13 protein-coding genes are annotated in these 13,783 nt (G+C 63.1%); 2 read left to right on the top strand and 11 right to left on the bottom strand.

What is annotated here, in order from left to right:
- Positions 1–433: 433 nt before the first annotated feature.
- From AC52Q4_RS02005 to AC52Q4_RS02040, 8 genes are all read right to left on the bottom strand, one after another.
- Positions 434–1,846, bottom strand: a complete 1,413-nt coding sequence (locus tag AC52Q4_RS02005) for an NADH-quinone oxidoreductase subunit N (RefSeq protein ID WP_495535130.1) — start codon at positions 1,844–1,846, stop codon at positions 434–436.
- Positions 1,847–1,905: 59 nt separating this feature from the next.
- Positions 1,906–3,405: a complex I subunit 4 family protein gene (locus AC52Q4_RS02010; RefSeq protein WP_495535131.1), complete on the bottom strand. Its 1,500-nt coding sequence runs from the start codon at positions 3,403–3,405 to the stop codon at positions 1,906–1,908.
- Between the two features lies 1 nt (position 3,406).
- Entirely contained in the window at positions 3,407–5,320 is a 1,914-nt protein-coding gene (locus tag AC52Q4_RS02015) for an NADH-quinone oxidoreductase subunit 5 family protein (protein WP_495535132.1), read from the bottom strand.
- Positions 5,320–5,625: an NADH-quinone oxidoreductase subunit NuoK gene (gene nuoK, locus AC52Q4_RS02020; RefSeq protein ID WP_495535133.1), complete on the bottom strand. Its 306-nt coding sequence runs from the start codon at positions 5,623–5,625 to the stop codon at positions 5,320–5,322. The genes AC52Q4_RS02015 and nuoK overlap by 1 nt, the downstream gene beginning before the upstream one ends.
- Complete coding sequence (locus AC52Q4_RS02025; RefSeq protein WP_495535134.1) at positions 5,622–6,314, bottom strand: NADH-quinone oxidoreductase subunit J family protein; 693 nt, start codon at positions 6,312–6,314, stop codon at positions 5,622–5,624. Before AC52Q4_RS02025 ends, nuoK begins: the two co-directional genes overlap by 4 nt.
- The gene (locus tag AC52Q4_RS02030; protein WP_495535135.1) at positions 6,314–7,189 is read right to left on the bottom strand and encodes an NADH-quinone oxidoreductase subunit H; all 876 of its coding nucleotides are present in this window, start codon (positions 7,187–7,189) and stop codon (positions 6,314–6,316) included. The genes AC52Q4_RS02025 and AC52Q4_RS02030 overlap by 1 nt, the downstream gene beginning before the upstream one ends.
- Before the next feature lie 70 nt (positions 7,190–7,259).
- Positions 7,260–8,543: a hypothetical protein gene (locus AC52Q4_RS02035; RefSeq protein ID WP_495535136.1), complete on the bottom strand. Its 1,284-nt coding sequence runs from the start codon at positions 8,541–8,543 to the stop codon at positions 7,260–7,262.
- Positions 8,534–8,887, bottom strand: coding sequence for an NADH-quinone oxidoreductase subunit A (locus tag AC52Q4_RS02040; protein ID WP_495535137.1), 354 nt, complete (start codon positions 8,885–8,887; stop codon positions 8,534–8,536). Before AC52Q4_RS02040 ends, AC52Q4_RS02035 begins: the two co-directional genes overlap by 10 nt.
- Before the next feature lie 334 nt (positions 8,888–9,221).
- Here AC52Q4_RS02040 and AC52Q4_RS02045 point away from each other — a divergent pair, with 334 nt between their 5' ends.
- Positions 9,222–9,368 (top strand): entericidin A/B family lipoprotein, encoded by a 147-nt coding sequence (locus AC52Q4_RS02045; RefSeq protein WP_495535138.1) that lies wholly within the window; start codon positions 9,222–9,224, stop codon positions 9,366–9,368.
- A 355-nt stretch (positions 9,369–9,723) separates the two neighbouring features.
- Here AC52Q4_RS02045 and AC52Q4_RS02050 read toward each other — a convergent pair whose 3' ends face one another.
- The 3 genes from AC52Q4_RS02050 to AC52Q4_RS02060 form a co-directional block, all read right to left on the bottom strand.
- Positions 9,724–10,080 (bottom strand): hypothetical protein, encoded by a 357-nt coding sequence (locus AC52Q4_RS02050; RefSeq protein ID WP_495535139.1) that lies wholly within the window; start codon positions 10,078–10,080, stop codon positions 9,724–9,726.
- A gap of 58 nt (positions 10,081–10,138) precedes the next feature.
- A complete protein-coding gene (locus AC52Q4_RS02055) occupies positions 10,139–10,765 on the bottom strand; it encodes a glutathione S-transferase family protein (protein WP_495535140.1) in 627 nt (208 codons plus the stop codon).
- Positions 10,766–10,901: 136 nt separating this feature from the next.
- Positions 10,902–11,288, bottom strand: coding sequence for a DUF6632 domain-containing protein (locus AC52Q4_RS02060; protein ID WP_495535141.1), 387 nt, complete (start codon positions 11,286–11,288; stop codon positions 10,902–10,904).
- A 697-nt stretch (positions 11,289–11,985) separates the two neighbouring features.
- Between AC52Q4_RS02060 and AC52Q4_RS02065 the strand changes: the two genes are divergently transcribed.
- On the top strand, positions 11,986–13,783 hold a 1,798-nt coding region (locus AC52Q4_RS02065), incomplete at its 3' end, for a sensor domain-containing diguanylate cyclase (protein ID WP_495535142.1).

Genomic DNA, 13,783 nt, shown 5'->3' on the forward strand with positions numbered 1-13,783 from the left:
CAGGAAGCCGAGGAGAAGCGGCAAGAGGAGTTGCGGCTGGAGGGCCTTTAGGCCCTTTCATCGGAGTACAGGCCCCCTCCGGGGGCCTTCACCAAACCACCCGCTCTGCGGGTGGTACCTGATTTGAAATTTATTGCAGAGACAGTGGCGTATGTTGTTGCATTTGTGATCGATCTGATCCGTTTTTTAACGATTTCGACAACCCCTTTCTCGGTACCGACTGATCCGCCGGCCAATCAAGTTTCACGGGCCCGCGCAGCGCTCTAAACCCCCCAAGTAACTCGGACCATGGCACTGGAAAGGGCTGAATTCAAGGAACTGTCACGCAATAAGCGTCGGCAGGTGCGACGTCGCGGAGAGCAGGGTGTACACCGATTGCTGCTCGGTGCGGCAGGTCTCGCAGCGCCCTAGTCTTTGGCTCGTAGGAAAGAAGTCATCGCGGCAGCAGAATTGCTCCATGAAACGCCGCCAGTACGATCTCGGCGCCCAAACCCAGCAGCAGGACCGACATGGCGGCGGCAAGCAGGCCCATCCCGGCACAAGGGCCAAGCACGGCAACCGGTGCGGGGGCATCGTCGAAGTACATCGGACCGAGCACGCGCAGATAGTAGACGAGAGAGACCAGGGTATTGATGACGGCCACCACCGCGAGCCACGTATAGCCGGCATCAATGGTCGCCAGAAACAGCATGAGCTTACCGACGAAGCCTGCCATCGGCGGAATGCCGGTCAGCGAAAGGAGGCTCGCCACAAGGGCGGCGGCGGACCATGGGCGCTGTCCGGCGAGCCCGCGGTAGTGCTCGATGTCGGTGCGCCCACGCAGCTGCGTGACGAAAGCGAAGGCGGCGATGTTGGCGAGGGCATAGCCTGCGAGAAAGAACAGCAATGCCGGCAGAGCCTTTTCGCTGAGCCCGAGGACGGTTACTGCCATCAGGGCGTAGCCGGATTGCGATACCGAGGACCAGCCGAGCAGCCGGCGCACGTCGTTCTGCCACAGTGCGCCGAGATTGCCCAGCGTCATGGTGGCCGCCGCGAGCGTCGCCAACAGAGCGCGCCAGGGCACGGCTTCGGCGGGGAAGAGCTCGAGCAGCCGCGCCAGTGCGATTGCGGCGCCGATCTTGGGCACCACGGTCAGAAAGGCCGCGGCGGGAGGGGGCGAACCTTCGGCGACATCGGGCATCCACGCGTGCGCCGGCGCGGCGGCGAGTTTGAACGCGAGGCCGACCACGACGACGGCCAGCGCGAGCAAGGTGATTCCTTGCGGGGCAGAGGAGGCAAGCCCGCCTGCCAAAGCCACATAGTTGGTGGAGCCATGCAGGCCGAAGAGCAGCGTCACGCCGATCATCAGCAACGTATTGGTGAGGGCGCCGATCAGGAAATACTTCATCCCGGCCTCGACCGATAATGCCCAGTCGCGGTGATAGGCGGCCAGGGTATAACCGGTCACGGACGAGAGCAGCACGCCCACGACCAATTGCAAGGTGTCCGCGGCCCCCGCGAGCAGCATGGCGCCGAGGGCGGAGAGCAGGATCATGGCGTAGTATTCGCCGTGGCGGCGGTCACGAGAAAGCCACTCCGGGGTGAGCACCACGGCGAGCGCCGTGGCGAGAAGGATCAGGATCCGGCCCCAGATACTCGCCCCATCCAGCGCCCACACGCCGGAAAAAGTGAGCCTCGCGGGTCCGGCAAGCTGACCGGTGCACAGCGCAATGGCCGCGAGCAGACCGAGAAACGCCAAGGGCGCGCCGAGCCATTGCCAGCGATCGGGAACGAACGAGGCCGTCAGAAGTGCAATCACCGCGGTCAACACAACGGCAATTTCCGGCAGAACATCACTTAACGGCATGGTCTGAAACGCTCATCCTTGGAGTTTTGCCACTTGGACTCGATGATCTTTGGGGCAATTCAGGACGGGCCTCCGACCAGGGCGGCTGTGGTGCTGTCAATCAGCGTCAGGAGCCAAGTGGGATAAATGCCGATGACCACCACCAGCAGCAGCAACAGCAACAGCAGCATTACGCCGGTTTCAGTGGCGTGCAGGTCCGGAAAATCCGCCCACCGCTTCGGTAGCTCGCCGAAAAAGAGCTGCTGGAGCATCAGCAAAAACAGCGCCGCCGTTATCAGGAGGCCGAGCAGCGCGAGCGCCGCCAGCCACGGATAAACGGCGAAAGTACCGGCAAATATCTGGAACTCCGCAACGAAACCCGCCAGTCCCGGCAGACCGAGGCTGGCGAACGACGCCAGAACGGTGAATGTGGTCAGCTTGGGGGCGGTCTGCGCGAGACCGCCGAAGGCCGTGAGGTCATATTCCTCTGCCCGCTGCCAAAAGGCGCCGGCGACCAGGAAGAGCGCGCCGGTGATCAAACCGTGCGCGACCATCTCGACCGTCGCGCCGGTGAGCGCCAGCCGGCGGGCCGCCGCCTCGCCGCCGAGCAGCGCGCCGGCGGCGGCGATGCCGAGCACGGCATAGCCCATGTGGTTGATCGAGGTATAGGCGATACGTCGTTTGAGATTGCACTGACCCAGAGCCACCAGCGCCCCCCAAAGAATCGAGATGACAGCGACCACGGCAATGATCCACGCATAGCGCGCAAATGTCTCCGTCATCATCGAGTAAGGAATGCGGATGAGCCCGTAGGTGCCGATTTTCAGCAGGACGCCGGCGAGTATGGCTGAAGCGGGTCCGGGGGCGTCGACGTGGGCTGGCGGCAGCCAGGTATGCAGCGGGAACAGTGGCGTTTTCACGGCAAAGCCCGTTACGAAGGCGAACAGCACGAGACCCGCGCGCAGGTCCGTCCCCGCCAGGGGCTGGCGGGCAATGAGCTCGCGCATGTCAAACGTCAGCGGGTCGGTGCTGAGGTAAAGGCCGAGGATCGCCAGCAGGATGGCGAGCGAGCCGGCCAGCGTATAGACGAAAAACTTCAACGCCGCACGGCGCGCCTCGCCGTGGCCCCAACGACCGATGAGGAAGTACATGCCGACCAGGCTGAGATCGAAGAAGACATAGAACAAAAGCAGGTCGAGCACGAGAAAGACACCGAGCGAGGCGCCTTGCAGGAACAGAAAGCAGCCGTAGTATTGCCGCGCGCGCCCCTTGGTGTCCGCCGGCCAGAGGACCGCGGCAAGGAAAAGCAGCGCGCTCATGGCCGCAATGGCGAGCGCGATACCGTCCACCCCCACCCGCCATGCCACTCCCAGCGACGGGATCCAGGGGCGTTCGGCGAGCGCTTGGAAGGCCGGCGCGCCGGCATGGGTATCAAAGCCGATCCATACGGTGATCAGTAACACCAATGGCACAGCGGCAACGGCGCTCGCAAAACGCCGCGCTGTGCCCGCTTGCCAGCCGGGAATCAATGCCAGCGCCAACGCGCCGAGCAACGGCGATAATATGACCAGCGTCAGCATTTCAACTTCCTGCCAGCAGGATCACGGCGAGCACCGCCGCACCGATTGCGATTAAGGCGTAATAATGGTGTGACAATCCGGTTTGGAGCGCTCGCGCATCCTCCGCGCCGAGCCCGATCAGCCGCGCCGAGCCCTCGGGCAGACCATCGGCAAGCAACTCACCAAAGCGCGCACCGATCACGGCAAGGCGGCTTCCCAACGCCGCGACGCCACGGGGCATTGCATCGACTATTCGGTCATCCATCCGTGCGGCCCTTTGGGCCAAGAAGGACCGGGTTATCGCAGCGAGACCACTTGGTACTGCATCGATTACCCGATCATCCACGCACGCCATACCTTGGGCCAAGGATGAAATCGGCCGCGTTACCGTAGAATGGATAACGGCCGGCAGTCCCAGCCAATCAGCAATGGGCGCCACATGTGGTGCGTTACCCAGTGTGGGATGACGGCGCGCGAGTAATCGCCCCACATACAGTCCAATGCCCAGCGCTATCAAGGAAGTGGTCAGTTCCCAGGGCTTGGCTGTGGGCAGCTCGATTGCGAGCCGCTTTGCCACGGTGTCTTGTACAGCCGGTAGCCATAACAAAGCGAATAACAGGCTGGCTGCCGCCAGCACGGCAAGCCCGAGCGTTTCCAATTGGTGAGGCCGGTTCGGCGCAGTGCCTTTTTCGCCACCGAAGAAGCCGTAGGCCAGCAGTTGAAAGCGTGTGGCGTAGGCGGCGCTTAAACCGCCGGCGCCGATAACGGCCAGCGCCGCCCCCACGCTTGCCTGCCCAGCGGCGGTGGTGATGGCCCCCTTGGTCCAGCCAGCGCCGAGCGGGGGCAACCCGGCCAGCGCCAAGCTGCCGACGGCACTGAGGGTTGCCACCACGGGTAGCGCGCGGCCGTAGCCCATCCGCGCCAGCCTGAAGCCGCCCGCACGTTGACTGGCCACTCCGGCAGCGAGAAAAAGTAATGCCTTGAAAAAGGCATGTGCGGCGAGATGCAGAATAGCGATCGCGGGATAACCGGCCCCTACAGCGATGAACATCAACCCGAACTGCGCGGAGGTGGAGGCGGCGAGCAGTTTCTTGGAATGGCTCTGCAGCAGCGCCACCAATCCACCCGCGAGCGCCGTGGCGAGCCCGACAGCGATGGTCGCGGTGGCGAACCACGCGACCCGATCGAGCGCCGGTTGCAAGCGTGCGAGCAAGTACGCCCCGGCTGCGACCATGGTGGCAGCGTGAAGCAAGGCCGAGACCGAGGTCGGGCCGGCCATGGCGCGGAAGAGCCACGGTGCGAACGGTATCTGCGCGGATTTCGCCGCCGCCGAGAGCAGGATGCCGAACACGAACAAATGCAGCCCGATGCCGTGGAGCGAGGGCAGATTGGCGTACTCAAAGGAGCCGGTCCCCGCGAAGGCCGCCATTGCCGCCAGAAACAACCCCAGATCACCGAAGCGTGTCGTGATAAATGCGTACAGCCCGCTGCACGGGTTGGCGCGATCGCGCCAATGATGGCCGATCAATGCCCAGGAGCAGGCCCCGACCGCCTCCCAGCCGATCAAAAGGGTCAGCAGGTCGGCGGCGATGACCACCAGCTCCATGGCGCCGACAAAGACCAGCAGCAGTGCGATCAGTCGCGGCAGACCCGCGCACTGCTCATGGACGGCGCAATAGAGCAGCACCGGCCACGCCACGATCGGCACGAGCAGCGCCATCACGCTTGCCAGCGGCGTCAACCGCGCTTGCAACTGCAGCGGAGTATTCCAGGTCAGGGTGCTTTCCCAACCGCCCTGAACCGCCAATGCGGCCGGGAGCAGCGTAATCGCCAGACCGAGAGAGGCCGCGAACGCCAGGGTCGACCGCTGCCGTGCGCCCGCGGCGAGTAACACCACCGCGCTCAGTACGGGAAAAATGGCGAGCGTCCAGAGCATCAGCGTTTCATCGTGTCGAGGGCTTCGGTCACGTCGGCTTGGCGTTTGCGGTAGACAGCGGTGACCAGGGCGAAGCCGATCGCCATTTCCACGGCCATGACCGCCATGGCGACGATCGCCAGCAGCTGTCCCTTCGGCTCGCCACCCGCTGTCAGAGACCAAAAACCCACCGCCGCCAGCAGCACGCCGTTCAGCATCAGCTCGAGTCCCATCATCAGCATCACGAAAGACTGCTGTGACAACGCCCCGTATAAACCGATCCCGATCAGCGCGGCGGCAAGTAGCAGAACGGCGGTCAGGCTCATGTATGCTGCTCCGCGTGCTCGGCACCGGCATCGCTCGACGTGGCAGCGTCCGCTTCTTCGACGCTTCCGTCCTGAGGATCGGCGCCGTGATCCTGATGATGGTGTTCGCCGCCATTTTCGCTCGGCACGCGCCCGGCGGGGACACCGCCCGGTTCCAGGGGCGGCGGCACCGATCCTTCATCGGCGGCGCCGAAGCGCCCGCTGCGGCTAGAGAGGATCACCGAGCCCACCATGGTCGCCAGCAGCGTCACCCCGGCCGACTCGAAGATGAGCATGGACTTGCCCAGCAGTTCTTTGCCCAAGTCCACGATGACCGCTCGATCGGCGGCCACGGGATTGCGCGGGAAATCCGCGTAGAGCACGGCAATCGCCAGTCCGGCAAACGCCACGGCGCCGGCGATGATCGAAAACCTATGCTGGTGCACCATCCGCATCGGGTTCAGGCCCGCGGGGTTCATCATGAACATGACCATGAACAACGCCATGACCATCATCTCGACGCCCATCATGAACAGCGTGGCCACGCCGAGGTAGGGGGCGGCCAGCAACAACATGATCAGCGCCACGGCGATGAAGGAAAGCAGCAGCAGAAACGAGGCGCGCACCATCGAGTCGGTGCAAAACACCCGGTAACCGCTGACGACAGCGGTGACGCCAAAGACCCAGAAAGCCGCATCGACCACCGTCATCAGAGCACCTCCAGGCCGGCGATGACCAAGTCGACGAACGACAGCGGCAGCAGCACGGTCCAAAGCAGCGTCAGCATGTGTGACGGGGAAGGCCGCGCGAACAGATGGCTCGCCGCCACGAGCACCACCAGCACGACAAGCGTCTTGATCAGAAGCCAAACCGGACCGGGCAAGAGCGGTCCCAGGTAGCCGCCGAGGAAAATCGTGGCCGCCATCGCCGCGAAGGAGACCAGCATCGCCAGCCGCGCAAACTGCCACAGCGCTTGCGAGGCGCCGGAGATTTCGCTGGCGGTGCCGCCCGCGAGATCCGAAGAGTCGGCATAGTCGAACGGGCCGCGGAACGTGAGCGAGAGGCCGAGCAGCAGGAACAGCGGCAGACCGAGCGGCTGGCGCACCACGTTCCACAACGCGCGTTGCGATTCCACGACCGCCGAAACGGATAACGACTCGGCCGGCAGCGCCGCTGCGATCAGCACGAACATGCTCAGCAGCATGATCGGCAAACCGATGGCGACGTAGCGGTACCCGGCGATGAGCGCGAGCGGCGAATTCGCTGACCAGCCATGCAGAAAGACCACTACCACGGTCAGCGCCTCGAGTGCTCCCCAGAGCACGATGCCGGCTTCCAGATCGGCGACGACACGCCCTGGCATCAGTGGTACCAAGGCGATGCCCGCGCCGGCGAGGGCGAGATACAGCGCGGGTGCGAGCTTCCAGTTGAGCAAATCGGGGCGTTCGGTGAGGTTTTGCTGTTGGACGAGAAGCGATGCCGCGCGGCGCAGCGGACCGACCAGGGCATCTGCCATGGGCTGGTTTGCGAGGAGCGCGAAAGCCAGGCGATCCAGCACCGCGACCAGCCACGCGCCGGCAAGCAATAGTGCCAGCGTACTGAAGAGGTCAGTCAATTCCTTCACGTCCTTGTCTCCATTGTCTCCATTGCCTCCCTCAGGGGCTGTTCTCGTTGGCGGGGCTCAAGCGGGCGAGCGCTGCGGGATCGAAGCTCGCAAGCACCAACATGGCCTCGCCCCATTCGAGCCCCGGCAAGAGGTCCGTGAAGCGAAATTCCAGGTCCCGCGAGGGCCCCGCCCCGTTCACCGTGCCCCAGGGGCTCTCGATTCCATCACCCGGTTCGACGCACGCCCCGGCGGGGGCGCGCGTGGCAAGCCACACCGCCTGCTGCGCCTCGTCGAGCCATTGCATCAGTCGCGCACGGACATCGCCCCGGGTTTGCGTTACCGGCTCGAAACCGAGCTTACGGTAGGCCGGATGTCCCTCGCGCGTATCGAATCTGTGGCCGGCGGCCCGAGCAGGCGCGCCGCCGAGCGATCCCGCCGCTCGCTCGTCGAGCCGGCCGAGTCCGGGCGCAATGGCGGCGAATGCGCCGCAGCGTCTGAGCGAATTGTGCAGGACGCCGAGCGCAATCGGCCCGCCGCGCTCGACGGACCGGGCGGCCGCGCGCCAGCGCAACGTCTGCGGCAAAAGCCCCAGCAGCACCAGCAGACGGGCAGCGCAACGCAGATGGTGCGCGGCGCGGGCACGCTCGAGCTCGCCGATCGGCACTCGCGCGTGGCGCAGGCGCTGGAATGGATCTCCTAAGATGGCCGTCGGAGGGTGCGCGGGGCGGATGAGTTTCGCGCTCTGCAATACGTCACCCTGCAAAGTCAATTCGAGCACGAGGCCCGGCGGCAGCGGTGGCAGAAACGGCCCCACCTGCATCCGATAAGCGTCCAGGGCAAGCCCGTCACGCAAATCCTCCTCCGGGGGCATGGGCATCGGCCGGCCGTAGGGTGTGCCGCCCATCATGCCTTCTCCGCCCTGACCGTGCTCGCCGCGGCCACGCCATGGAGTCGGGGGCTCGTCGGGCAGCAGATGCGGTTCGGAAGGCTGTTCGCCCAGGAGCAATCGCCGATAGAGCGCGGCCAGCGCAGGCAGGGGGTCGTTTCCAGGCGGCACGGTTACCGCCCCGTCGAACTCGGGTGCCGGTTCGGTCCAGCACAGCGTCGCCCGCGGGTGCGGAAGCTGATCGTGCAGCCGATGCAGCGCCTCGCGGTCCGCGGCGGGAATCTCCCCGGCAACCAACAACACGCTGGCGTGGCGCGGGGTCGGCACCCAATCTATGCCGGGTGCGAGCGAGAGATCCTCGATCCGCTCACGGGCATTGCGGCCCACCGCCGCAAAAACCGGGACCCGGGCGCGGGCGGCGAGCCTGCGAAGCAAAGTCACTGCCAACGGAAGATACCTTCACGCCAGCCGTAGAGGATACCGATGGAGAGAATGGCGAGAAACATGCCCATTTCCATCAACGCCTTGACCCCTTCGGCCACGTAGACCACCGCCCAGGGATACATGAACATCATCTCCATCTCGAAGGCGATGAAGAGCAGCGTCATGGAGTAGTAGCGCGCGTGGTAGCGTTGCCAGGCATGGGTGGGCGGGACGCTGCCTCCGAGAAACGGCGTTTTTTGAGGCTCGGAGAGGGGATGGCGGGCGGCTGGGCGCACCAGCCACTGCAGCGCCCACCCGATCCCGGCGGTTAAAGAGACGATCAGCAAGAGCCCGCTCAACTCAGTCATACGACGCCTCGCCTCAAGTCGTGCCGGTCGCAATCAGACGCGGGTATAGACCTGGTTACCTGCATCGCCAAGATGACCCGGATGCACCGGACCTAAGGGTATAGTGGGTCGACGCCGTTCTTGGGTTCCCCCGCCCACCCGCATTTACCTGCTTCGCATCCCGGGAAATAGGCCATATAGGCCGCCCTTCTTCGAAAATTGGGACGTTGATTGAATCTTTTCTCACGCTCACCGTCCAATTACCGGGAGTCGATCGAAGCGGGTTTTTTGTGAACCCGGTTCCATTTGACCCGAGCTACCGCAGCAGGATGAATTTATTACAAGGAGGCTCAACATGATCCGGAAGTTACTCGCGATATTGATGCTCACAGGCATGCTGGCCACGTTCGCCGGCTGCAACACCATGGAGGGCGTGGGCGAAGACGTTGAAAGCGGCGGTGAAGCGATCGAGGACTCGGCGGACGGCAACGATCTCGATTAGCGCCGAGGCGTCGTAACGGCGCTTGATCCTCACCGTTTCGTTTTCTCCGCAATCACCCGCGCGCTGCCTCGCCCCTCGGTGGGGGTGAGCAGGCGCGCCGGCAATCAATGCGGCGCGCATGGGCGATCGTTACGGGACAATCCCATCGTGTTTCGTGCCCCTCAGGGGCGCGGCGGCTACGTGTGCTGTTTCGTGCCCCTCAGGGGCGCGGCGGCTACGTGTGCTGTTTCGTGCCCCTCAGGGGCGCGGCGGCTACGTGTGCGGCGTCTCGGTGAGCACCGGCTGGACAAGCGTGCCGAAGCCCGATCACGAGTAGCAAAGCCCTTGCCGCGTGCGCGTACTCCCACTGTAGCCGCTACTGCTGCCAATTCTCGGGGACGATCTGGGGTGTCCATTGGCTGATCTGGACGTTGGCCGGCGCGACGAAGAGAACCCACACAGCGAGCGCGGCCGCCAGGCAGAGCGCGCCGGCAAGCGTCCATGGAAACGCCGGGGAGCGCCGTTTGACGACACGGGCGCAAAGCGCCGCGAGCGCAACCGCACTTACTTCAATAAGGGCGCCCAGGGCGCCGTAGAGCGTAAACACTCGCTGCGTCGTGATCCATGTCGGACCATCGAAGTTCAGTCGCGGCGGAAGCTGGAGCAGATGGGAAAAGGCCATCGCCATACTCAACGCAGGGAGCATGATGGTGAGGAAACGAATAACGTGCATCACAGCGCGCTCCCTGCCGCAGATTCCCCGGAACAGGGGAAGCCGGCACGAGCGTAAATCAACCCCTTATGCTGGCGAGTGCCGCCGCGATTCGGGGCGGGGCTTGGGGACGACGGTACATGGCCTCCATGTAGGTCTGCAGGCGCGGGAAGTCCGCAAGCAGCTCCAGTTCGTTGGCCCAATCGAGCGTATAGGCCATGACGAAGTCGGCCACGCTCACTTGGTCGCCGACAAGAAATTGGCGGCTTTTCAGGTGGCCGTCCGCGACTGCCGCCATCGGGTGAAAGTCCCGGCGGGCGAGGGCGATCTCGCCGGCAAGACGCTCCTCGGCAGGATACAGCCTCGTATGGCGGACAATGCGCCACAACGGTTGCTCGAGCTCGGTGGCCGCAAATAGGAGCCAGCGGTTGACGAGCGCTTTCTGCTTCAAATCCGTCGGGAGCAGGCCTTTGTCAGGGAATTTTTCGGCCAGGTAAAGAACGATCGCAACGGACTCCGTCAGCACAAGCTCATCATCGACCAGCGCCGGGACCTTGCCGGCCGGATTGATCTTGAGGAACTCCGGACGTTGATGGTCACCTTTGAGAAGGTTGACGGTGACGAACTCGAAGTCCACGTCCAGTTCTCGCAGTACCCAAAGGACGCGGATCGAGCGCGTATGAGCAAATCCATAAAGCTTGATCATGGCTTTTCCTTCCGCCCGGTCGCGGATGCGAGACGGCACTCCGCATATAAGCACGACGATACGGCCACGAAACCCGCCGGGATGTGGTGCGAGCGTCGATCGGTTGCGGCGCCTCGTTGGTGTTCGACACCCGCAGTTACCGGCTTCGGGATCGCCTGGGCATGAGGTACCACAGGACGATCGCGACCAGGAACAGCGCGGGCACATCACCCACGAGATTTATTCGATCGGTTGCATCGACGAGCCCCTGTATGAGCATTATCCCGCCGTGAACGATGCTGGACCAGATTGTGAACCATATGAGACTCGCATTCGCCAGGGGATCTTTCGCAGCCAGGATCAAAAAGACACCCAACGTTGCGTATATCCCCATGATCATCTGTTCATATTCGTACTGACGTGGTGTCCAGCTCCATCCGGCAGGCCAGATCCACATCATCATCGCTGGAACGCCTACGACAAATATCGCTCCAAAAACATAAAGTGCGATTTTGAGGCATGTGAGATTCTTTTGTTGCGGCATTGATCTTTCTCCCGAGAGGTCCCTGAGATCCGCTTTTTAAGCCCGCCTCATCTCATGCTTCGCTCTCGCCAAGTCCTCCGTTCCAGTAAAAGAATAGCCGCCACCGTCGCTGTGTAATAGAAAATGCAACAGGCAATCGGTAGGAGCGTGGAACGCCAGATCCTGCCAGCATCGGTACGCCTGTTTATTCTACGGTTGCGATGCAAAAGATCCGCGGTGTCCTGCGCCACGCCGCCCCGCGAATGCGGCTGACGCTGGCCGGGCGATACTTGCATCGTTGCCTGGCGAACATGCTCGTTGTCGCTATCGGCAGCTCGTTGGGGAAAGGGGGAGTCAACGAGTGAGTTGTTGCAGTGGCGTCAATGCAGCACGACGCGCAGAGCTCGGCTCGACGCACTTACTCGGGCAAATCAACGTATGCGACTCGATGCTTTATAGGCAGGCAAAGTCTGCACCTGTTAACACGCTTTGTCGTCGGGTGCACAGTGACGGCTGGCATGAAAAATTGGCGGCATGGAGAACGCCCGGGCAAAAAGGGGCTGTATTAACTAGCAGCTAGTGCAGAAACGGCCAATCCGTTCAACTCTACAAGGCTTGAGCTGGCTGAACATCCGGGGCGCAATTCCACGGAAACGCCATAGCTCGTCCTGCCAGAGTTAAGACATGCGAGGCGGGACGGCAAGAGAGAGCACTCGCCGTGAATCGGCTTTCGAGATTACGCACACGGCTGATGCTGCTGGTGGGACTTAGCCTCCTGCCAGCTTTTCTGCTCGTCTCTTACCACGCCTGGGAGGAACGCAACAAGGCGCGGGCCATTGCCCAGGCCGATGCGGAGCAGCTTGTGCGAAGCGCGGTTGCCGAGGAGACGGCATTGACCGCGGCCGCCCACCAGCTGCTGAGCATATTGTCGGAATTGCCCGACATTCGCCAACCGTTGGCCACATGTCAGCACACGCTCACGCGTCTGCTCAGTCTCTACCGGCGTTACAGCAACTTTGGAGTGATCGCACTGGACGGCAGTGTTTCTTGTAGCGCTTTGCCATCGAGTGAGCAGGTGAATCTTCGCGATCGCAGTTATTTTCGACGCGCGCTGGAAACCGGTGATTTTGCGGTTGGCGATTATCAGGTGGGCCGGATCACCGGCAAAGCCTCCGTTAATTTCGGTTATCCGGTGACGGATGACGACGGTCGGATTCAGTCGGTCGTGTACGGCGCGCTGGATCTGACATGGCTGGGTCGTATGCTCGGCGAGCAGGATCTGCCCGGCGGTTCAACCATCACCCTCTATGATGCGAATGATGCGGTGCTCGCCCAGTACCCACCGCCTGGCGGCAACCCGCGAGGCGCCGGTAGCGGCAATACGCTCGCGTATGCCGAACCCTTGCGTCGCTCGGGCGCAGACGGGGCGCGCGTGGAGGTACGGCTGCCCACCGAAGCTGTATTTTCCAGCATCGACCGGCGTTTTGTGCGCGATCTGTGCCTGCTCGGTGTTGTTGCGTTGTTGGCTGGCTGCCTCGCATGGCTAGGCAGCGAAACTCTCGTGTTGCGGCGCATTAACTCCCTGGTCAACGCGGCCAAGCGTCTTGGCGAGGGACACCTTGATGCCCGCACGGGGCTAATGCCCGGCAATGACGAAATCGCCCACTTGGCCCGCAGCTTCGATCAAATGGCGGAGGCGCTAGAACAGCGGGAGAGAGCTTTGGAGAAGTCCACGATTGAGCTGCGCAACGTCAACCGGGCCTTGCGCACGTTGAGCGGCGGAAACCAAGCGCTTCTGCGCGCCGATAATGAACAATGGCTGGTGGAGGAGGTATGCCGGGTTATGGTGGAGATGGGCGAGTACCCGGGGGCCTTGATCGCGTTTCGCGATCCGGCGAGCTCCGCCGCTCTACGGGTGGTGGCGCACGCCGGCTCTTTGAGTGCAGACAACGTGGCGGATATCGATCCGTTCGAACGGACCCTGGAGACGGGCGAGGTGCAACTTCTCCTGGGACCACAAGACCGAACTGTATTGGCTCTTCCCCTGGTGTCGAGTGAAGAAAGTGTGCACGGCGTGCTTGCGATTCAAGAGCGGACAGCGGCTCCGTTCGAACGACGCGAGATGGAACTTCTCACTGAAACCGCCAATGACCTCGCATTTGGATTTCGGACACTGCGTATTCAGGTGCGTGAACGTCAAGCCCAAGAGAGGATCCACCGCATCGAATGGTACGAGCCCTTAACCGGGCTGCCGAACCGCCCCCACCTGCACCGGGAGCTTCAAAAGGTGTTGGATAGCCAGGCCCGAAACAAGCGTCCGGCGGCCGTTCTCTTGCTCGATCTCAATCGTTTTCGCGACGTCAATACGGCCTTGGGCTACGCTCAGGCAGACCAGGTTTTGCAGTCCATCGCTCCGCGAATAAACCCCTACCTGCCTCCCTCGGCGTTTGTCGCCCATATGGGCGAGGACGAGTTTGCGGTGGTATTGCCGGATGCCGGCGCGGACAATGCCACAG

It is taken from the genome of Nitrococcus sp., from assembly GCF_059432795.1.